The organism is Pseudomonas sp. TMW22090, assembly GCF_022496665.1.
Lineage (GTDB): Bacteria > Pseudomonadota > Gammaproteobacteria > Pseudomonadales > Pseudomonadaceae > Aquipseudomonas > Aquipseudomonas gregormendelii.
In genome coordinates this window covers 430,742-449,899 of the sequence record NZ_SCFH01000002.1, presented here as the reverse complement: position 1 = coordinate 449,899, position 19,158 = coordinate 430,742, and the positions used below count along the sequence as shown (strand labels likewise).

The window sequence follows — 19,158 nt, the reverse complement described above, 5'->3', positions numbered from 1 at the left end:
CGGATGTCCTTGAAGCACTTTATCCAAATCACCAAACCGGGGATCATTTTCGGTAACGTGCTTTCAGTGGCAGGCGGATTTTTCCTGGCCTCCAAAGGGCATGTCGATCTGGCCATCTTCCTGGCCGCCATGATCGGCACGTCCCTTGTCGTCGCTTCCGGTTGCGTGTTCAACAACTGCATTGACCGCGACATTGACGTGAAGATGGAGCGCACCAAGAACCGGGTGCTGGTGCAGGGCTTGATCTCCCTGAAACTGGCCCTGATCTACGCGACCGTCCTGGGTGTCGCCGGCGTTGCCTTGTTGTACAAGGTGGCCAACCCGCTCGCGGCGCTGTTCGCGGTGATCGGCTTTGTCATCTACGTCGGTTTCTACAGCCTGTACCTCAAGCGCAAGTCGGTTCACGGCACGCTGGTGGGCAGTCTGTCGGGGGCGATGCCGCCGGTGATCGGCTACGTGGCCGTCAGCAACAGCTTCGACATGGCAGCGCTGACGCTGCTGGTGATGTTCAGCCTGTGGCAGATGCCGCATTCCTACGCCATCGCGATCTTCCGCTTCAACGATTACCTGGCCGCATCGATTCCGGTGTTGCCAGTGAAGCGCGGCATCAAAGTGGCCAAGAAGCACATCCTGCTCTACATCCTGGCCTTCCTCGTGGCGACCTTGATGCTGACCTTCAGCGGCTACGCCGGCATGAGCTACCTCGCCGTCGCCGCGGCCATGGGCATGTACTGGTTGTACATGGCCTGGACCGGCTACAAGGCAGTGGATGACACGGTCTGGGCACGCAAGCTGTTCGTGTTCTCGATCTTCACCATTACCGCGTTGAGCGTGATGATGTCCCTGGACTTCAAAGTGCCGAGCGAGTTGTTGCTGACGTACGCGCCTTAAGCGTCGACTGCCGTAAAGAAAAACCCCGCCTTCGAGAGAAGCGCGGGGTTTTTTATGGGCGACAGTTCACGCGCTGCCACCAATGTTTACAACGCCGAACCCCTGTAGGAGCTGCCGCAGGCTGCGATCTTTTGATTTTGATCTTTGGCAGGAACAGACATTGCTGAAGATCAAAAGATCGCAGCCTGCGGCAGCTCCTACAGAGACCTGATGCTCGACGCTGATATTTTTGAGGATGAGCCTGTGGATACTGCGTTAAACAATCTTAGCGAGCCGCTGGCAGGGGAACACGACGGTTTGATGACCTGTACCGGTATTTGATGCGTGTTACGAGAACTCAAAAAAGGTGCACGGTGGTGGCAGACGTTGACCGGCTATTGTGTTTTTTCGCTCATTGCGCATGTTGATGAGTACGTAGGAAGTCTCTGAAGGAGTGTTCTGAAAATCTGCAATGCAGTGTTCGCATGGTTGTGAGCGCTCAACTTCTGTCGTTAGATTTCCTTGTCGGGTGGTTTTTAAGAGCCCTGAAATCAACTGTCGTTAGAGGGCTGTTAGCGTGAATGCATCAAAAAAATACCTGACCAATGCGGCGGTCCACCAGGCTCTGTTACTGGTCGATCTCACCGAAAAAAGCGCTCCCGAGCATGCCGTCCGACTATTGCTCAATGAAATCCTTCAACGACTGGCTGCAAGCGGCTGGCCCCAGGCTCAACTACAGACAGGCCCCCGTGTTGTGTCTGCCGAGGAAAACTACGGGTTGCTCGGCTATGACCCCGCTGAAATCACACTGGGTAGCGAACATACCCGTTGGGTCGATGAGCACTCTCTGTTGCGTACGCAAACCACCAGTCAGATTCCTTCTGCGCTGCAGCGTGCAGCTCGTAGTCGGCAGCCGGGGGAGACGATATTGCTGGCCGCGCCCGGTATCACCTTTCGCCGAGACAGTCGTGACCGCTGGCATTGCGCGGAGCCGCATCAGATGGATATCTGGGTCCTCGGTGATCCGCAGCTGTCGACGCACGAGCATTTGCAGCGCCTGGTCGGCGATATTCTGCAGGCCGCCGTGCCTGACAAAGCATGGGTCTACAGCGACAGCCCGCATCACTACACCGAAGGTGGAATCGAAGTGAACGTGATAAATGACGGCGCTCCCGTCGAGGTCCTGGAGTGCGGTCGTATTGCACAATCGTTGTTGGAACGGTTGCAGATAGATCCATCGCGTCATGGTGGGTTGGCGCTCGGGATGGGGCTGGATCGCCTGACGATGCTGCACAAGGGCATTCCGGATATTCGCTTGCTGCGGGATCAGAATGAACGGGTGCAGGCGCAGATGCACGATTTGAATCCATGGCGTGCGGTTTCGCGTTTGCCGTCGATTGCTCGTGATATTTCGCTGGCGGTCACACCGGGGTTGAGCGAAGAAGTGTTGACCGAAAAAATGTTACTCGCGGCCGGTGACTGCGCCGAATGGATTGAGGAAATGCAGGTCAAGGGACGTTGGGGATTCGCTGACTTGCCTGTGCAGGCCGTCGAGCGTCTCGGGCTGTTGCCGGGCCAGGAGAATGTACTGCTCCGGGTGGTGCTTCGAGATTGTTCGCGATCGATCACGACGGCTGAGGCAAATGCCTTGTACGCGGATATCCAGTGCGCGTTGCACGAGGGCGCACCCGGAGCGGGGTACAAGATGGATGTTTCGAAGGTTTGATGCCGAGTAGGCAAACCGAACCCCCGTAGGGGAGGGCGGTGGTCGGCTATTTTTGTGGTTTATCCAGCAACCGGAAAAAGCGCTCGCGCACCTGGCTGCTGTCGCTGTGGGCGACGTTGAAGCGCAGGTGCTGGCCCGCGTCCGGGGCTTTGCTGAGCAGGGTGCCGGGGGCCAGGACCAAATCGATTTCCAGGCCTTTCCTGGCCAGGGTCTCGGCATGGTACCCATCAGGTAATCGGGTCCAGATGAACAACCCCTCATGGGGCAACGATGACACCGAGCAACCGGCTTCTTCCAGCCAGCGGGTCACCCGGTTGCTCGAGTCGTAGAGCCGGTCCACGGTGCGGCGGGTGTGTTTGGCGTAGCTGCCGTCGCTGAGCATGTTGCAGACGATCTGCTCGGCCAGCTCCGAGGTCATGCCGCCGGCGGCCATCTTGAGCCCGATCATGCGTGCGGCCAGTGGCGGCGCAAGCACCGCGTAGCTGACGCGACTGTTGGCGGTCAGGGTCTTGGAGAAGCCGGACACATAGCTGACGTTGTCCAGCCCGCCTGCCGCCAGGCGCGGGGTACCTCGTTGTTGCAGGTCGCAATACAAATCGTCTTCGACAATGTGGAAGCCGTAGCGGTGACTCAACTCCAGCAAGCGATAGACCTGCGCCGGCGAGAACGAGTGTCCGGTGGGGTTATGCAGACTGTTGTTGGTCATGTAGAGCACAGGCCGATGGGCAATGACTGTTCGCTCGAAAGCTTCCAGGTCCATGCCCTCGACACCCCGGTGGACGGTGACGACCTTGGCACCGTGCAAGGCCAGGTTGGTGTGCATGGTGAAGTAGCACGGGTCGTCGAGCAGCACGGTGTCGCCGGGTTTGATCAGCAGGCGCATCAGCATATCGATGGCCTGCACGGTATTGGCGGTGGTGACGATCTGCTCCACCGGCACCTCGATGCCGATGGCTGTCAGCTTGACCCGCAAGGCTTCGCGCAACGGCGGATAACCGGCGGCCACGCCGTATTCACCCATGCGCAGGGAGGCGTCGCGCAGGGTCCCGCGCACGGCTTTGAGCAACTCATCGGCCGGTAGCCATGAGGAAGGCAGAAAACCTGCGCCGGGACGTAGTGCGCCGTTGTCCTGCAGCACAGCGCGGCGGACCACGCTGAGCGTGTCCTGAGGCAGCAGGTCGGGGCCGGCATCCAGTTTGGGCATGGCGCTGGAGCGGTGTACGAAATGCCCCGAGCCCTGGCGGGAAACCACCAGGCCCTTGGCACGCAGCCGATCCAGGGCGTCGACCACCGTGGACTTGCCCACATTCATCAGGTCCGAAAGCTCGCGAATGGGCGGCAGGCGGGAGCCGTGGGGCAGGCCGCCCTGGTTGATCGCCACCGACAGCTGATCGACGATCTGCTGCACCAGCGGTACGCCGGGCTGGAATTCGATGGCCGCGATGACTGCGCGTTGAACCTGCATTTTACTGGTCTCTCCGGCAGTAAAGTTCGTTCGATTCTATACGAACTTGCTCTGATCAAGACAAGTGTCTCTCTCTACCATCACCTTACAGTCTTTCCTGATTGTCGGCGTTTTTTGCTCGCACAATCACTTGGTTCCAGAGGTGTTGCATGAGTATCGAGACAACGGCCGCCATCGCCAAACCGGTGATCAACATCCGTCTGTTCACGATCCGGATCATTACCGCCGTGTCGTTGTTTGCCGTGCTGGGCAAGGCCAACGTCTGGCTCGACACCGCCACCAACAGCATCCTTGCCCTGGGTTATCGGGCGTTGTTATTGCTGCTGCCGTTGACGTTGCTGGTGCTGGGCCGTCGTTCCCTGAGCGTCACTCTGCTGTGCGCCGCCCTGGGGTTGGTGCTGCTGGCCGTCACCAGCAACCAGGGCATGGTGATGTTCGCTGCGGCGCTGTTTGCCTATGGCATCGCGATTGCCGGTTACCTGATCAAGAGCGAAGCGGCCCAGACCAAGGAGGGCGCAGCCTACAACCGGGTGGCGATGAACATGGGCAGCCTGCTGGCCGGGCTGATCCTGCTGTCGCCACTGCTGACCCCGCCCCTGTTTTTCCTCGGTGCCGCCAGCTTTGTCCTGCTGTGCGTGCCCATCGCCATGGGCGCGACCTTCACCACCCAGTCAGCGGCAGTCAGTCCGGTGACACAGGAAGGCAGTGGCTGGCGCAACAAACTGCCGTGGGCGATCGCCGGCATCATCATGGGCATCAAGCTGTTTGGTGTGTTCTCGATTCTTCCGCAGGCGATCCTGCTCGAAACCGGTGAGTTGCCAGCGTGGTACGGCCTGATGCTGATCCTCAACAGCGCGGTCGTGGTGTTCGCCCAGGTGCCGGTGATGAAACTCATCGAGCGCACGGGTCGCTTCAAGGTACTCGCGGTGATCGGAATCATCGTCGCAGGCTTTGTGGTGCTCTCGTCTCCCGCGGCCTTTCATGTGGAAACCCTGATCGGCGCGTTGATCTGGGTGGCCTTGCTGTCCATCGCCGAGTGCGCCTTCAGCTATCTCGATTACTTCTCGGTCAAGCAGAACAACATGTTCGTCAAGGAAGTGTCCCTGGGCGTCGGCGCCGGGCTAACGGTGCTGATCATGCGGGTGGTGCCGGCGCCCTACAACGCCTTGTTGCTGGCCGCCATCGGCGCGGGCGGGATTCTGGCGTGGTACTGGCTCAACCGCACATCCAACGCGGCGCTGCACGACTGAGCCATTGCGGTTGCTTTTTTTGCTTCACAGTCAGGAGGTTTCATGAAGACGACGTCATGCGTAGTAGTGGTCGGGTACAACGGCAACCGGGTTCACGATATCCAGAAGCTGCGCGACCTCTGCAAGACGCTCTACAACGCAAGGCTGATCCTGGTGGTCGAGCGCATTGCCCCTGATGACGACCAGGTGGCGGACCACGTCTGCAGCGCTTCACTGGCGCCCGAGGATGTAACCGATTCCCTGGAACTGGTGGTGGGCTGCCTGGCGGTCGATCGCTGGAAACTGATCGGCGTGCTGCCGTTTTCCGACCGCGGGGTGTTGCTCGGCGCGGCCCTGGCCAGTCATTTCGGACTCCCGGGTATCACGCCCAACGAAGCACGGGCGGGGCTGGACAAGCAGATTTTCCGCAAGCTCGAAGCCACCTCCAGCAAGGCTCCCGAAGATTACCGGCCAGTATTTTCAACCCGTGTCGAGAGCCTGGCAGAACTGCGCCAGCGGGTCGTCGAACTGGGTGGCAGGGCGTTCATCAAGCCCGCCTGTGAAGGTGCCAGTCGCGGCTGCCGGGTGATCCATCACCCGTCCGAATGCGACGAGGCATGGCAGGCACTCAAGCCTTATCGCAGTGGCGGCATCGTGCTTGAAGAATTGGTTCGCGATGCTCGGGAATACAGCTGGGACTATGTGGCCGGCAGCAGCTGGATCACCGAGAAAATCACGACCGAAGGCGCCTTCCGGGCCGAGATCCAGCAGGTGGTGCCTGCGCCGTTGCAGGGTGATGCCCAGGCCCGCCTGGCAGCGGCGGGGCGGCACATGTCGGGGCTGGTCTCCTTGGACAACGGTGCCTACCACAACGAAATCTTCCTGCGCGCTGACCAGCTCACTTCGGCGGTGGAAACCAACATGCGCCCTGGCGGCATGCACATCTGGGACCTGGCGCGCATTGCCTTTGTCGACTTCGACCCATGGGAGCGCTGGGTAAGGTGGGCCGTGGAGGGCCAGTGCGAGCGACAGGATCCGGTCGCGCGGGGTTACTGCGGCATTCGCCTGCTCAGGGCGCCGGGCGGTGGCCTGTTGCGTGACCTGCCAGACATTGACGCCGTGGCGCGGATGCTCGGCATCGAGTTGGTGGCGGCCGTGTATGAGCGGCGCATCGGCGACTCGGTGTCGGCGCTGGTCAAGGACAACACTTCATTTATCGGCCACATCGTCCTGTTCAACAAGGACTACGAGCAGCTCACCAGTGACTTGTTGCGCCTGGCCGAGGCGGTTGAAGTGCGCATGGAAGTCGCCTGCCTGGCGCCGCCCGCCCGAGCGATGGGCTGAACACGATTTGATTGAGAGGTAATACCCATGTTTGAACAGACAACCTGTGATGAGCGCTTCCTCACCCTCGCCAAGGAGTTGGGTTACGACATCTACGGTGAAAACACCGCCGGCGGCCACTACGCGCCGTTGGTACGGCACCATGATGAGCTGTATATCAGCGGCATGGTGCCGCGCATGAATGGCAAGATCCAATACCCCGGACGGGTTGGCCTGGAGCTCAGCCTCAGTGATGCCCAGGCAGCCGCCAGCATCAGTGCCATGCGCGGGCTGGCGTTGATAGTGGATGCCATCGGTTCGCTGGATAAAATCAAGTCGCTGGTGCGGGTCACTGTGTACGTGAAATCCACCGCGGACTTTGTCGACCTCAGTGAAGTGGCCAATGGCGCATCGGACGTCTTCAGTCATGTGCTGGGGGATGCGGGTAAACATACAAGAACCACAGTTGGGGTTTATCAGTTGCCAAAGAACGCGGCGGTGGAAGTGGACATGATCGCAGCCTTGCGGCCTTCTGCGTTATAAGCTCGGCGTGTTGGGTTTACAGTGTCGATGGCTTCACCTACTGTTCGGTGAATTGACGTCGACATCAAGTTGGAAGGCGCGAATGGATAATGTTCAAGGTGCTTTTTTTTCATATGACGAGTTTCGCCAGAGTTTGCATCAGCCGCCCCAGAGTGCGCGGGTATGGACGAGCGATAAACTTGCCACAATGCGCGAAAGTCTTGCGGCCAGCGAAGTCGACATCGTCGCATTGGCCCACGACAACAGCCTTGAAGGCTGCAAGTTGACACCGGGTGTGGCGGTGTCCATGCAATGGTTGAAACCCGGCGCTGTGTTGAATGGCCACGCCCATGGCTGGTGGCATCTGTTTGTCATACAGGCCGGCAGCGGCCTGCTGACCATGGGCGAGGGTGACGAGGTGCGAGCCAGCACCGGCGACGTCCTGCTGGTGCCCGCCTGGACCCGACATGGCTTCGTCAACACCAGCGCCACCGAGTCGATGGCCATGCTCAACATGAGCAACATGCCGCAATTGGCGTTGCTTTCCAGTATGGCCAACGCAGTGAGCTGAGCCTCGACAACCCCCATATTCTGTTTGCTGTCCTTACGGGAGTCCGCATTAGCCGACTCCCTTTTTTTGTTTTTGGATTGCCCGTCGCGCGTCTCTGTATCCGTATAAACAGATAATTTCTGTATCTGTTCAGTGCATGAGCAACTATCTAGCATCGACTCCAGTGCAACGGATTAATAGTCTTGATGCAAGGGAGTGGTCCATGGAAAGTGCAAAGATAAAGTTGTACGTAGGGGCGGATTTTGTCAGTGCTTTTGCCATGTCGGCATTTGTGGCGCTGAAAGAAAAACAACTTCCGTTTGAATGTGTAACCCTTGATTTGAAAAGTAGAGAGAACTATCAGGCGAGTTATCGAGACCTGTCGATGACTTGCAAGATACCTACCCTGGTCCATGAAGACTTCGCGCTTTCAGAGTCTTCGGCCATTGCCGAGTACCTGGACGAAATAGCGCCCGAGGGCCGAAAACTGTTCCCTGCAGACACCCGGCTGCGCGCCCGGGCCCGTCAGCTTCAGGCCTGGTTACGCAGCGACCTGCTGATCATTCGCCGGGAGCGTCCGGCGGATCTCATCTACTTCGGAACAAAAGACACGCCCCTGTCCGAGGAGGCCCTGGTGGCCGTGGACCGATTGTTCTTCGTGGCCGATCGCCTGCTCAAAGGCGGCGCCGATCACCTGTTCGGTGACTGGAGCATCGCTGATACCGACCTGGCAATCATGCTCAACCGCCTGCTTGCCAATGGCGATCATGTGCCGGCGCGACTTGCCGCCTATGTTCGCCGGCAGTGGGACCGCGACAGTGTGCGGGCGTGGATGGACATCGAGCGCACAGCGCCGGCTGCCCAGTAACTCGCCAGGAATTCATCGGGAGCGCTGCCATGCAGGGAATGTCGGAGCTGCACAGATACAAGCCCTATAACGCCCGGACCATCCGCGAGACGCCGTACTGGCACAGGCTCACGCCAGCGTTACAGGAAGCCATGGACGTGGTCGCGCGGGTGATGCCGTTTCGCACCAACGAATACGTGCTGGAAACATTGATCGACTGGGACAACATTCCCGACGATCCGATTTTCCGCATGACTTTCCCCCACCCGGACATGCTGTTGCCGAAGGAGTATGCGTCGCTCAAGCAACTGATCGAGCAGGACGACGCTGCGGCCATCAAGCGCCGAATCGAAGCAATCTGGCTGCGCATGAACCCCCATCCGGCCGGCCAGCTGACCCATAACAGCGCAAGCCTGGACGGTAAAGTCCTCCCGGGCATTCAGCACAAGTACCGGGAAACCGTGCTGTTCTTCCCTGGCGCCGGCCAGACCTGTCACGCGTACTGCACCTTCTGTTTTCGCTGGGCGCAGTTTATCGGTGAAGAAGAACTCAAGTTCAACGCCCGTGAGTCCCAGGAACTGGTGAGTTACCTGCGGGTGCACACCGAAGTCACTGACGTGCTGATCACCGGCGGTGACCCGATGATCATGAACACTCGCTCGCTGGCCGGTTACATCGAGCCGCTGCTGGAGTTGCCGCACCTGCGCAGTATCCGCATCGGTACCAAGTCGGTGGCTTACTGGCCGCAGCGGTTCGTCAGCGACAAGGATGCCCCCGAGCTGCTGGCACTGTTCCGGCGAATCGTCGCGGCAGGCAAGCACTTGTCAGTAATGGGGCACTACAACCACCCGGTCGAGCTGCGCCAGGACATCGCCCGCCAGGCCGTCGAACGCATTCGCTCCACCGGCGCCGTGTTGCGCATGCAGGCGCCGGTGATCCGCCATATCAACGAAAACCCCGCCGATTGGGCCGAGCTCTGGACCGAAGGCGTGCGACTGGGCGCGGTGCCCTATTACATGTTCGTCGAGCGCGACACCGGCCCTCGTCATTACTTTGCAATGCCGCTGGCCCGGGCCTTCGAGATTTTCCAGGCGGCCTATCGCAGCGTGTCCGGGCTCGCCCGCACGGTGCGCGGCCCCTCGATGAGCACCTTCTACGGCAAGGTTCTGATCAACGGGATTGAAACCGTGGCCGGAGAAAAAGTCTTCGTGTTGCAGTTTCTCCAGGCCCGGGATCCGCAATGGGTGCTGCGCACCTTTCATGCGCAATTCGATCCCCACGCCAGCTGGTTCGATGACCTGCGCCCAGCTTTTGGCGAGCGGCGATTCTTCTTTCAGGACGAGCCGCTGGCTGCACCCGAATTGATACCGGTTCTGCTGGAAACGGCATAGGACGATTCATCAGGAGACATGGACATGAGTGGCATCCCGTTTGATCAGCGCGAAGGGGTTATCTGGCTCGACGGCGAGTTCGTCGAATGGTCCCAGGCGCGCTTGCATGTGTTGACCCATGGTTTGCATTACGCGAGCACCGTGTACGAAGGCGAGCGTGTGTACAACGGCAGAATCTTCAAGCTGCGCGAACACAGCGAGCGGTTGTATCGCTCGGCACAATTGATGGATTTCGTGATTCCCTATGAGCTGGCCGAACTGGAATCGGCCAGCCATGAACTGCTGCAGCGCAATCACGTGGTCGACGGATACGTGCGGCCGGTGGCGTGGCGCGGCAGCGACATGATCTCGACTTCGGCCCGCTTCAATCGCGTGCACCTGGCGATCGCCTGCTGGCAATGGCCGAGTTACTTCGACCCGGCAGGGCACATGGGCGGCATTCGCCTGAAGACCGCCGACTGGCGCCGGCCGCCCCCCAGCAGTAGCCCGTTCGAAGCCAAGGCTTCGGGGCATTACCAGATCGCCACCCTGAGCAAGCACGATGCAGAAAACAACGGCTTTCACGATGCGCTGATGCTCGACTGGCGTGGCCATGTCGCCGAGGCCACCAGCGCCAACGTGTTCTTCGTCAAGGACCGGACGCTGCACACGCCGCTGCCCGACTGCTTCCTCAACGGCATCACCCGCCAGACCGTAATCGAATTGGCCGGGGCGCTGGATTACCAGGTGGTCGAGCGCACGATTCTTCCTACTGAGCTCAGCGACTTCGAGGAGTGTTTTCTGACGGGCACCGCTGCCGAAATCACCCCCGTGCGCAGCATTGACGAGCAGCGCTATCGCCCGGGCAACGCCTGTCGCGAATTCATTGCCGCCTACACCGCCACCGTCAACGCCGGATAAACCGCCAGGAATCTCACCATGTCCGATCAAGGGATTGCATTTAAAACTGATGTTTCACTGGGCCACCGCCACGAAGAATTGGCAGCACGGGGCTGGACAGTACTGACCGCCGACGAATTTGCCGATGATGTGGTCGGCACCCTGCAGCAGTTCGGTCCGATCATTCCGCAGTTCAACGGCCAGACAGCGTTCCCGATTACGCGCAAGCCGGGCTACGAAGACCTGCCGTACTCCCAGAGCATGAACGGTATCGGCCCGCACACCGAGGCACCGGTCTATGCTCCGCCGCCACGTTACCTGGCGTTGCATTGTCATCAACAGGCGACCTGCGGCGGCGGCCACACGGGCCTGGTCGACGGCTACCGGTTCCTGGCATTGCTGGAACGCACCGAGCCGCAGTTGCACCAGTGGCTCGTCGAGACGCCCGTGGAGTTCGTGGCCACGGCCAAGCCCGGGGAAGCCGCGCAACGGCGGGTTCAGGAATACATCCTGACGCCGACGCCAGACGGCGACATCTTCCGTTTCAGCTACAACCAGTTTCACTACGGCGACGTCAATCCCTCCAAAGAAGATCTGCAGCAGTCGCTGGTGGCCAACAGCGCCTCGCCGCTGGCGCGGTTCGCGGTGCTGGGGGAAGCGTATTTCCTGGAGCACAACACCCCGGTGTTGATCCCGAACGGCTGCCTGCTGATTTGGGACAACTGGCGGATGATCCACGCCCGCAGTCGTTACACTGACCCGGCGCGCAACCTGACCCGCTACTGGCTGGCCTGATTTTTCCGGTGCCGTTCATTTTATTTGCGTACCCCTGGGTGGGTTCGCGTCCTACAGGTAATGCGTTATGCAAACAGCCATCGAGATCGCCAAAGTCGATCATCAATTGATCGTGCGGCTCAACCAGGCATGGACCAAACGAGCCACGGTGTGTGCGCCGGACAAGTGGCAGGCCGGCGAAGCCTTCGACCCTGCGCGTCCGGATTACCCGGAGTGCATGGTGCCGTTTTTTCATCACCCGAAATTCCAGGCCCTGAGCGAGGAGCTCAAGAGCAGCGTGCTGACCTGGGGCTGGATCGGCTACAACCTGCGCACGGTCACGGCCGAAGAACATGTGGTAAACCCCGCATTGAGCGTCATCGCCAATCAATACCTGGGGCAGCATGACTGGCATTTTCGCGAGGCGATGCAGCAGACGCTGATCGACGAGCACTACCACACCCTGATGCACCTGCGCGCGATCGAGCGCACCCGGGTCGACCGCGCGCTGGACCAGACGCTGGACTTGCCGCCGTCGGTCACTTATCTGCGGCTGCTGGCCCTGCGCGAAGCATTGCCCGAACAGTGGCAGCGGGACCTGGCCTCGATCACTTTTGCAGTGGTGGCCGAAATCAGCGTCAATGCCTACCTGGATCTATTGGCGGACGACCAGAGCATCCAGCCGCAAAACCGTCGCGTAGCCGAGCTGCACAATCGTGACGAGTATGCCCACAGCAAGGTCCTGGCCGAGGTGGCCAAGGTCATGTACGGGAACATGCAGCCGCCGCAGCGGGAATTTTTCGCCCGTACGTTGTCCGTGGCCCTGAGTGCCTTTGTCGCCCAGGACTACTCGATGTGGGAAGCGATCCTGACTCAACTGGGGGTTGAGGACGCGGCGCTGATCATCGCCGACACCCGTGAGAGCAACCGTAATGCAACCATCATGCGCGACTACAGCGGGCTCCTGCGTCTGGCCGAGGACCTGGGTATCACCGGGCAAATCGATTTCGACTTCCGGCCGACGCTCAAGACCGCATCGGTGGCCTGAATCAGGAGTTGCGCCATGTCCGTTCCCGAGTACGAAGTGTTCGCCATCCGTGTCGGTGCCAATGCCCAGCGCACGGCACGGGAGAATTTTCTGTACGACGCCTGTTGTGGTGATCCTGACGCGCCGATGCCGCTGGATTATTACTTCTGGGTGATTCGCCATGAGCAACGCGTGATCGTGGTGGATACCTGTTTCCAGCCGGCCACCGCAGATCGGCGCAACCGTCAGATGTATCGCCTGCCGGAAGAATCCCTACGCCAGCTGGGGGTTGATCCGGCGCAGGTCGACAACCTGGTCCTGACTCATCTGCACTGGGACCATGCCGGAAACCTGGGTTTGTTTCCCAAGGCCACCGTGCACCTGCAGGAGGCGGAACTGCGCTTCTGCACCGGACCGAAAATGGCCCATAGCACGGTAAACAAAACCTACGAAGTCGACGACGTGATGTCGGCGCTGCCGCCGCTGTTCGAGGGGCGCATGCGTTTGCACACTGGCACCGTCGAGGTCGCCGCCGGCGTGACCCTGCATCCAGTGGGCGGGCACACGCCGGGCAGCCAGGTGGTGCGGGTCAATACCCGGCGCGGTTGGATTGTGCTGGCTTCGGACGCTGCGCATTTGTGGGTGAACATTCGCCAGCGCAGTCCGTTTCCGATTATCGATGACCTGGCGCAAACGCTGGAAGCCTTCAACGAGATCGAGCGCCTGGCGGACGGCGAGGAGCACGTCATCCCTGGCCACGACCCCCTGATCGCCGAGCGTTTTGCGCATTGGAATGATGACCCGCACATCATCTGCCTGCACGAAAACCCCAGCTGAAAAACGCCTTGGGGCCTGCACCTGAACCCGACCTGCAACACAGCCCTCGTGCGGGTTACGTATACACCCCGGGTATCTCCATCAAACCGGCTTCACCTCTGGTTTTTCAGGAGTAGTCCCAGGGTCGCCACCGCCTCCTCGATCCTCGGCGTGAACGGCGCGCCACACGCGATTCTCAGGCAGTGCCCAAACCCCGGCCCATTGGAAAAGATATCCCCAGGCAAAATCTGAATACCCACCTTCAACCCCTCATGAAACAAACGCATCGAGGCATACCCAGGCGGCAATTCCACCCATAACAGGGTGCCGCCCTGCGGCTCGGTCACGCGGGTGTCTTGGGGAAAATGCCGCAGGATCGCGGTGTGCATCTGCTGGCGCTGCTGGGTCAGGGTGTTCCTCAGTCGGCGCAGGTAACGTTCGTAGGACGGCGTCTTCATGAACGCACTCACCGCCAATTGCGACAGCGCCTCACACCCCCTCGACTGGCTGTGCTTGAGCATCTCCACCCGGTCGTGCCAGCGCCCGGCACTGATCCAGCCCAGGCGCATCCCCGGCGCGAGGGTCTTGTTCAGCGAGGCGCAGTAGATCAGGTTGTCGCTGCGGTCCCAGTGTTTCAGCGTGGACAACGGTTGCTCGGTGTCCACCAGGTCGCCGTAGGTGTCGTCCTCGATCAGCACCGTGGCGTGCTCGGCGCACAGTTGCACCAGTCGGGCCTTGTGCGAGTCGGGCATGATGCTGCCCAGGGGGTTTTGCAGATTGGGTATCACGATCACGGCGCGGATCGGTTCAGCACCTCGTAGTAATTGTTCCAGGGCAAACAGATTGATCCCGCAGTGCGCCGTTGCCGGCACCTCGCGCACCCGCAGATTAAGGCTTTCGAGAATCTGCAGCAGGCCGTGGAAGGTTGGCGACTCGACGGCAACCGTATCACCGGGCTGGGTGACGGCGCGCAGGGCCAGGTTAAGCGCCTCGGTGGCGCCGTTGGTGATCACGATCTGCTCGGCGCTCAGGTGGGTTTTGCTGGTCAGGGCGCGGCGAGCGAGGATGTTGCGCAGGGCGAGGTTGCCGCTGGTGGGCGCGGTGGTGCCCAGCAGCTGTTGATTCTGACGCAACGCCTTGACCATGTGGTCCTGCAGGGTCTTCAGCGGGTAGAGCTGCGGCGCGCAATAAGGGTTGGCGAAATTGACCTTGATCGTCGCTCGCTGGCTCGCCTTGAGTACCGACGACACCTGTTGGTGAATGCCGACGTATGCATCGGCAGCCAGCGGCGGCGGTGGCAGGGGGTGGGGCAGGGGTTCCGGCTGGCGAATATAGTTGCCCGAGCGCGGACGCGCCTCCAGCACCCCCTGGCCCTCCAGCTCCCGGCACACCTGCACCGCAGTCGACAGGCTGACCGCGTGCTTCTCCATCATCAGGCGGATCGACGGAAAGCGTTCGCCGGTTTTCAAGGTGCCGCTGCGGATCGCGTCGAGGTAGTGATTGGCTAACTGACGGTACAGGGGAAGTGTGTTCATGCAGGCCTCAGCAGTTGCACCACTGAGGTCGGGGCTGAACAGTGAGTAGACGCTCCCCGCAGGCGGACCCATGGTGCTCGAGGGTTAAGGGAAGTGTTAGTGCTGATTCGATACTGGAACAGTAGTCGCGGACTTGCCTGAATCGCAGGCAATAAAAAGCCCCGCACAGGGGCGGGGCTTGGGAGAAACACGAGCTGGCGAAAAAGCCTGCAGCTTGCTCGCGCTTGAGTGGGCAGCACTCAAAAAAGAAGCCGTGCTGCCACTATTACGCGGCCGCTACGCAATCCAGGGGGCGCGAGCTCCCGCGCCACGGGGAGGGCGCTGCGCTGCGGGAGGTGTGTTACTGGGCAGCGATGCTGAAGCCATCGAACGCTGTCTGTTGCTGCAGCGCAGTGATGATGTTCTTGCGGTTGACCGCCTGTTCAGTCCCGGCGTTGTCGAGGAAGGTTTCGCTTTCCAGCTCCGCTTCATCGCCTTCACCGACGAACGCAAAACCGAGGAACTCCAGCGCTTGGCGATCAACGTTCAGGCGCGAACGCGGCGTGCGCAGCGGCAAGGTGACGCTCACGCCGTCCTTGCTGATGGTGAACACTTCGACTTCTTTCTTAGCCCGCACGGTCTTGCCCTTGCTGCTACCCGGATTGCTGATGGCCTGATGAGTCTGGTTCAGCACTTTCAGCGCCAGGCCGTAGACGATTTCCTGGAACGCAGGATCGTCCTTGAAGCTGGACAGGATGCGGCTGATCGGGAACTTGCTGCTGAGGTCTTCCAGTGCCGCGATATCAGCGGCCTCGGCGTCCTTGAGCTGCTTGAGTTCGCCCATCAGTTCGTAGGCCTTGTCATCGTCAAAGCTGTCGTGAGCCTGGCGGATCGCGGCACGCAGTTCGCGGATCTGGTCGCTTTCACGGGTCGACTGGAACGAGTCCAGGACCATCTCGGCGATAGTCTTGGCCTGTGGCAGGTGTTGTGAAAGATTGATGGAGTTTTCGTATTCCGCTTTGGACGACAAGGTGACTACGGATTCAGCGGTATTGGAATCGGACATTGAAATTTCACTACTTCTTTTAACTTGGGATGAGGCGAGAAAGCCCGGGGCCTTTTCAGGCCGCCTAATCTATTGGACCGGCGTCGTGTTGTCACGGACGAACAGGCCAGCGGCCAAAACATCCACCTCGGTACCCCGTAGGAGCTGCCGCAGGCTGCGATCTTTTGATCCTGATCCTGATCCTGGCGGCCCCCACCTAGCCAAAGATCAAAAGATCGCAGGCTTCGCCAGCTCCTACGCATGAGTTGCCTTGAGGCCGCGAAACACCTGATAAAACCTGATCGAACGCCCGCAGAACAGACCGCTGGCAATCCCGGACGCGCAGGACTTGAGCAACAGCAATGGCAGCGTGTTGGATTGTTGCGGGTGAACCTCGGCCTCATAGCCGAAGTAGTAATTGACCGCAAACAACAGCAGATAGAGCACCAAGGTCTTGCTGGTACCGGGCAGGATCAGCCCGGCTCCCGAGGCATCCAGCCTGACGTCCTGGCTGGAAAAAACCAGCAGGGCAGCAGCGCTGCCCACCAGTACGGCGACCAGCCAGAAGCCCAGCGATAACACCGGATGCAGCGCCAGATTGAGCGAATACAGGGACCAGGCGAGCAGGATCGGCGGCGTGATCAGCAGCGAGATTTTGCTTTCCCGGGTGGGGGAGAGGGCCTTGATCCCGAAATAGCAAAGCAGTACGAAGAGCGCGTAGACCCACGGCGGGGTATTTTGCAGGGCGTTGAGCATCTTGACGTGTCCGTGTCGAAAAGCGAGCGTGGATATTAGCCCTGTCGGGTTCTGTGCATTGGCCTATTTTCACGCGGGGCGGTGAACTATCCGAACGTGTCTTGCCTGCCTGAGAGCCCTGTGGGAGCAAGGCTTGCCCGCGATGCAGGCACCGCGGTCCGTCAGACCTTTCCCGGCGTATTCAGATTCATCGACCGCACCGCCAATTGCGTGGCAACTTCCTCATCCACTGGCAACGAAAACACCAACGTCGCCCCTTGGCCCGGCACATCCAGCAAACGAATCTCGCGGCCATGCAACTGCAGAATCCGCTGCACAATTCGCAACCCCAATCCGCCATCCCGCCGCGCGCCGCCAATGTTGAACGGCCGCAGAAACAACCCCTCACGCAACTGCGCAGCAATCCCCGGGCCGCTGTCACTGACCGTGATCTCGACGAACCCGCCCTGCGGGACCAGGCTGATGCTGATGATTCCGCCCACCGGCGTATGGCGCAGGGCGTTATCGAACAGGTTGGTCAGCACCCGCTCGATCAGCCCCAGGTCGGCAAACACCCCGGACACCGTTGGCGCAAAGTTGGCCTTGAGTTGCACCTGGCGCGCTTCGGCGGTCAGTTCGAACTTCTGGAAAATGTCCTGCACCAGGTCGGTCAGGGAAAACCGCTCCAGCACGGGCTGCACAAATCCATGCTCCAGCCGCACCAGCTCCAGCAGTGACTGTGCCAGCCCGCCAACCTTGCGGCTCTGATCCAGGGCGATGCCCAGGTAACGGCGGCGGTCGGCCACGGACAAGGTCGCGTCCTTGAGCGACAAGGTTTCCAGATAACCATGCAACGACGCCAGGGGCGTGCGCAGGTCGTGGGAGATGTTCGCCACCAGCTCGCGCCGCTCCTGGTCCTGGCGAGTCAACGAGCGCCATTGTTCGCTCAGGCGCGCCTGCATCTGGCGGAAGGCGGCGTCTAGTACGGCGATTTCGTCATGGCTGGCGGCTTTTTCCACGGGTGCCGGGGGTGTTTGCGGCATGCCATCGATATCGAACTGGCTGACGTTCGCGGTCAGGCGCCTCAAGGGCCGGGTGATCAGCGAGAAGGCCGCGAGACCGGCGATCAGGCATAGCAACGCCACCAGCCCGATTGACCACAGGGCCGTGTTCAGCGCCGCGCTGGTGGCGCCTTGTTCGGCGAAGCGGTCATGTTCCTCGCCGAGCAGCACCACATAGAGGTAGCCAACCGGCTTGCCATCGACCTTCAACGGCGCGGCACTGAACACCTTGCGTGCATCGGTGCTGCGCGGGTCGTCGCCCAGTATCGGCAGGGCATCGCCAGCGAGCAGGCGCTGGATGGGCGCCAGGTCCACCTGCTCGCGGCGAATCCGCCCCTCCGGTGCAGCGCTGCCGACGACCCGACCTGCTGGGTCCAGCAGGTACACCTCGACGCTGGGGTTCACCAGCATCAACTGGCTGAACAGGTTGCGCACCGCATCAGGCATCAGGCCCTGGCTGTTCATCAGCACCGTGTCATTGGCAATGTGTTGCGCCAGATTCCTCGACAACCCCTGTACCACTTCCTGCTCATGCATCTGGTTGGCGCGCACCTGCATCCACGCCGACGTGCCGCAGCACACCAGCAGGAGCACGGCGAACACCAGTGACAGGCGTTGTGTCAGGGTCAGCTTCATGGCTGGTCCTCTTGCGCCGCGAACTTGTAGCCACGCCCCCACACCGTGAGGATGCGCACGGGCTGCGCCGGGTCGGCCTCGATCTTGGCCCGCAGGCGATTGATGTGAGTGTTCACCGTGTGCTCGTAACCCTCGTGGCTGTAGCCCCACACCGCATTGAGCAAGTCCATGCGCGAGAACACCTTGCCGGGTTGGCGGGCGAAGAAGTACAGCAAGTCGAACTCCCTGGGCGTGAGGTCCAGGCGCCGGCCATCGAGGGCGACGTCGCGGGTGATCGGGTCAATGGAAAGGCCATCAAGGCTCAGGCTGCCGGCGTCCATTTTCAGGTTGCGCGCCATCGCATCCACTCGCCGCAACAGCGCCTTGACCCGCGCCACCAGTTCGAGCATGGAAAAGGGCTTGGCCAGGTAATCGTCGGCACCCAGCTCCAGGCCCAGGATCCGGTGCATTTCACTGGAGCGGGCGCTGGTGATGATGATCGGCGTGTAGCGCGCCATCGCACGGGCGCGGCGGCAGATTTCCAGCCCGTCGACCCCAGGAAGCATCAGGTCGAGGATCAGCGCATCCCAGCCTCCCTGCTGCAGCATGCGCATGCCTTCGTTCCCGTCCGCGCAGTGCACCACCTCGAACTGTTCATCACGAAGATGCAGGCAGATGAGGTCGGCAATATGCAGGTCGTCCTCGACCACCAGGACGCGTTTGGTCTGTTCCATCAAGCTTAATCCTTCAGCGCAGTGTGGGTAGTGTG

The 19,158-nt window shown here is 60.7% G+C and carries 18 protein-coding genes; 12 read left to right on the top strand and 6 right to left on the bottom strand.

What is annotated here, in order from left to right:
- Nucleotides 1-3: 3 nt before the first annotated feature.
- Both cyoE and EQV97_RS08170 read left to right on the top strand, forming a co-directional pair.
- Nucleotides 4-891 carry a heme o synthase gene (gene cyoE / locus EQV97_RS08175; RefSeq protein WP_045062703.1) on the top strand — a complete coding sequence of 296 codons (888 nt, stop codon included), beginning with the start codon at nt 4-6 and terminating at the stop codon, nt 889-891.
- Nucleotides 892-1,447: 556 nt separating this feature from the next.
- Complete coding sequence (locus tag EQV97_RS08170; RefSeq protein ID WP_240888793.1) at nt 1,448-2,596, top strand: hypothetical protein; 1,149 nt, start codon at nt 1,448-1,450, stop codon at nt 2,594-2,596.
- Between the two features lie 46 nt (nt 2,597-2,642).
- Here EQV97_RS08170 and EQV97_RS08165 read toward each other — a convergent pair whose 3' ends face one another.
- On the bottom strand, nt 2,643-4,061 hold the full coding sequence (locus EQV97_RS08165; protein WP_122837592.1) for a PLP-dependent aminotransferase family protein: 1,419 nt from the start codon (nt 4,059-4,061) through the stop codon (nt 2,643-2,645).
- 149 nt (nt 4,062-4,210) lie between these two features.
- On the opposite strand from EQV97_RS08165, the gene EQV97_RS08160 reads away from it, so the two are divergent.
- The 10 genes from EQV97_RS08160 to EQV97_RS08115 all read left to right on the top strand — a co-directional run bounded on the left by EQV97_RS08160 (nt 4,211) and on the right by EQV97_RS08115 (nt 13,440).
- The gene (locus EQV97_RS08160) at nt 4,211-5,311 is read left to right on the top strand and encodes a hypothetical protein (RefSeq protein ID WP_240888792.1); all 1,101 of its coding nucleotides are present in this window, start codon (nt 4,211-4,213) and stop codon (nt 5,309-5,311) included.
- Between the two features lie 42 nt (nt 5,312-5,353).
- A complete protein-coding gene (locus EQV97_RS08155) occupies nt 5,354-6,634 on the top strand; it encodes a biotin carboxylase (protein WP_240888791.1) in 1,281 nt (426 codons plus the stop codon).
- Nucleotides 6,635-6,661: 27 nt separating this feature from the next.
- Nucleotides 6,662-7,156 (top strand): RidA family protein, encoded by a 495-nt coding sequence (locus tag EQV97_RS08150; RefSeq protein ID WP_122837595.1) that lies wholly within the window; start codon nt 6,662-6,664, stop codon nt 7,154-7,156.
- A gap of 82 nt (nt 7,157-7,238) precedes the next feature.
- Nucleotides 7,239-7,706, top strand: a complete 468-nt coding sequence (locus tag EQV97_RS08145) for a cupin domain-containing protein (RefSeq protein WP_225570962.1) — start codon at nt 7,239-7,241, stop codon at nt 7,704-7,706.
- Between the two features lie 202 nt (nt 7,707-7,908).
- Entirely contained in the window at nt 7,909-8,553 is a 645-nt protein-coding gene (gene yfcF / locus EQV97_RS08140) for a glutathione transferase (RefSeq protein ID WP_122837597.1), read from the top strand.
- Nucleotides 8,554-8,582: 29 nt separating this feature from the next.
- Nucleotides 8,583-9,923: a lysine 2,3-aminomutase gene (locus EQV97_RS08135; RefSeq protein ID WP_122837598.1), complete on the top strand. Its 1,341-nt coding sequence runs from the start codon at nt 8,583-8,585 to the stop codon at nt 9,921-9,923.
- 24 nt (nt 9,924-9,947) lie between these two features.
- Nucleotides 9,948-10,823: a branched-chain amino acid aminotransferase gene (locus EQV97_RS08130; protein WP_122837599.1), complete on the top strand. Its 876-nt coding sequence runs from the start codon at nt 9,948-9,950 to the stop codon at nt 10,821-10,823.
- Between the two features lie 18 nt (nt 10,824-10,841).
- Nucleotides 10,842-11,597 (top strand): TauD/TfdA family dioxygenase, encoded by a 756-nt coding sequence (locus EQV97_RS08125; protein ID WP_240888790.1) that lies wholly within the window; start codon nt 10,842-10,844, stop codon nt 11,595-11,597.
- Nucleotides 11,598-11,664: 67 nt separating this feature from the next.
- Complete coding sequence (locus tag EQV97_RS08120) at nt 11,665-12,624, top strand: diiron oxygenase (RefSeq protein WP_225570965.1); 960 nt, start codon at nt 11,665-11,667, stop codon at nt 12,622-12,624.
- A 15-nt stretch (nt 12,625-12,639) separates the two neighbouring features.
- Complete coding sequence (locus EQV97_RS08115; protein ID WP_240888789.1) at nt 12,640-13,440, top strand: N-acyl homoserine lactonase family protein; 801 nt, start codon at nt 12,640-12,642, stop codon at nt 13,438-13,440.
- A 92-nt stretch (nt 13,441-13,532) separates the two neighbouring features.
- Here the strand turns inward: EQV97_RS08115 and EQV97_RS08110 are convergent, their stop codons facing one another.
- The 5 genes from EQV97_RS08110 to EQV97_RS08090 all read right to left on the bottom strand — a co-directional run bounded on the left by EQV97_RS08110 (nt 13,533) and on the right by EQV97_RS08090 (nt 19,123).
- Nucleotides 13,533-14,954, bottom strand: coding sequence for a PLP-dependent aminotransferase family protein (locus EQV97_RS08110; RefSeq protein ID WP_122837603.1), 1,422 nt, complete (start codon nt 14,952-14,954; stop codon nt 13,533-13,535).
- A gap of 340 nt (nt 14,955-15,294) precedes the next feature.
- Nucleotides 15,295-15,999, bottom strand: coding sequence for a hypothetical protein (locus EQV97_RS08105; RefSeq protein WP_225570968.1), 705 nt, complete (start codon nt 15,997-15,999; stop codon nt 15,295-15,297).
- A 234-nt stretch (nt 16,000-16,233) separates the two neighbouring features.
- A complete protein-coding gene (locus EQV97_RS08100) occupies nt 16,234-16,734 on the bottom strand; it encodes a DUF6622 family protein (protein ID WP_240888788.1) in 501 nt (166 codons plus the stop codon).
- Between the two features lie 161 nt (nt 16,735-16,895).
- Nucleotides 16,896-18,410: a HAMP domain-containing sensor histidine kinase gene (locus EQV97_RS08095; protein ID WP_122837606.1), complete on the bottom strand. Its 1,515-nt coding sequence runs from the start codon at nt 18,408-18,410 to the stop codon at nt 16,896-16,898.
- Complete coding sequence (locus EQV97_RS08090; RefSeq protein WP_122837607.1) at nt 18,407-19,123, bottom strand: response regulator transcription factor; 717 nt, start codon at nt 19,121-19,123, stop codon at nt 18,407-18,409. Before EQV97_RS08090 ends, EQV97_RS08095 begins: the two co-directional genes overlap by 4 nt.
- Between the last annotated feature and the right edge of the window lie 35 nt (nt 19,124-19,158).

Excerpts from the sequence above, each read along its gene's own strand:
- EQV97_RS08145 (WP_225570962.1), top strand. The coding sequence starts at position 7,239 with ATGGATAATGTTCAAGGTGCTTTTTTTTCATATGACGAGTTTCGCCAG.
- EQV97_RS08125 (WP_240888790.1), top strand. The coding sequence starts at position 10,842 with ATGTCCGATCAAGGGATTGCATTTAAAACTGATGTTTCACTGGGCCAC.
- yfcF (WP_122837597.1), top strand. The coding sequence starts at position 7,909 with ATGGAAAGTGCAAAGATAAAGTTGTACGTAGGGGCGGATTTTGTCAGT.
- EQV97_RS08100 (WP_240888788.1), bottom strand. The coding sequence starts at position 16,734 with ATGCTCAACGCCCTGCAAAATACCCCGCCGTGGGTCTACGCGCTCTTC.
- EQV97_RS08115 (WP_240888789.1), top strand. The coding sequence starts at position 12,640 with ATGTCCGTTCCCGAGTACGAAGTGTTCGCCATCCGTGTCGGTGCCAAT.
- EQV97_RS08160 (WP_240888792.1), top strand. The coding sequence starts at position 4,211 with ATGAGTATCGAGACAACGGCCGCCATCGCCAAACCGGTGATCAACATC.
- EQV97_RS08110 (WP_122837603.1), bottom strand. The coding sequence starts at position 14,954 with ATGAACACACTTCCCCTGTACCGTCAGTTAGCCAATCACTACCTCGAC.
- EQV97_RS08150 (WP_122837595.1), top strand. The coding sequence starts at position 6,662 with ATGTTTGAACAGACAACCTGTGATGAGCGCTTCCTCACCCTCGCCAAG.
- EQV97_RS08095 (WP_122837606.1), bottom strand. The coding sequence starts at position 18,410 with ATGAAGCTGACCCTGACACAACGCCTGTCACTGGTGTTCGCCGTGCTC.
- EQV97_RS08135 (WP_122837598.1), top strand. The coding sequence starts at position 8,583 with ATGCAGGGAATGTCGGAGCTGCACAGATACAAGCCCTATAACGCCCGG.
- EQV97_RS08090 (WP_122837607.1), bottom strand. The coding sequence starts at position 19,123 with ATGGAACAGACCAAACGCGTCCTGGTGGTCGAGGACGACCTGCATATT.
- EQV97_RS08105 (WP_225570968.1), bottom strand. The coding sequence starts at position 15,999 with ATGTCCGATTCCAATACCGCTGAATCCGTAGTCACCTTGTCGTCCAAA.
- EQV97_RS08165 (WP_122837592.1), bottom strand. The coding sequence starts at position 4,061 with ATGCAGGTTCAACGCGCAGTCATCGCGGCCATCGAATTCCAGCCCGGC.
- EQV97_RS08120 (WP_225570965.1), top strand. The coding sequence starts at position 11,665 with ATGCAAACAGCCATCGAGATCGCCAAAGTCGATCATCAATTGATCGTG.
- cyoE (WP_045062703.1), top strand. The coding sequence starts at position 4 with ATGTCCTTGAAGCACTTTATCCAAATCACCAAACCGGGGATCATTTTC.
- EQV97_RS08155 (WP_240888791.1), top strand. The coding sequence starts at position 5,354 with ATGAAGACGACGTCATGCGTAGTAGTGGTCGGGTACAACGGCAACCGG.
- EQV97_RS08130 (WP_122837599.1), top strand. The coding sequence starts at position 9,948 with ATGAGTGGCATCCCGTTTGATCAGCGCGAAGGGGTTATCTGGCTCGAC.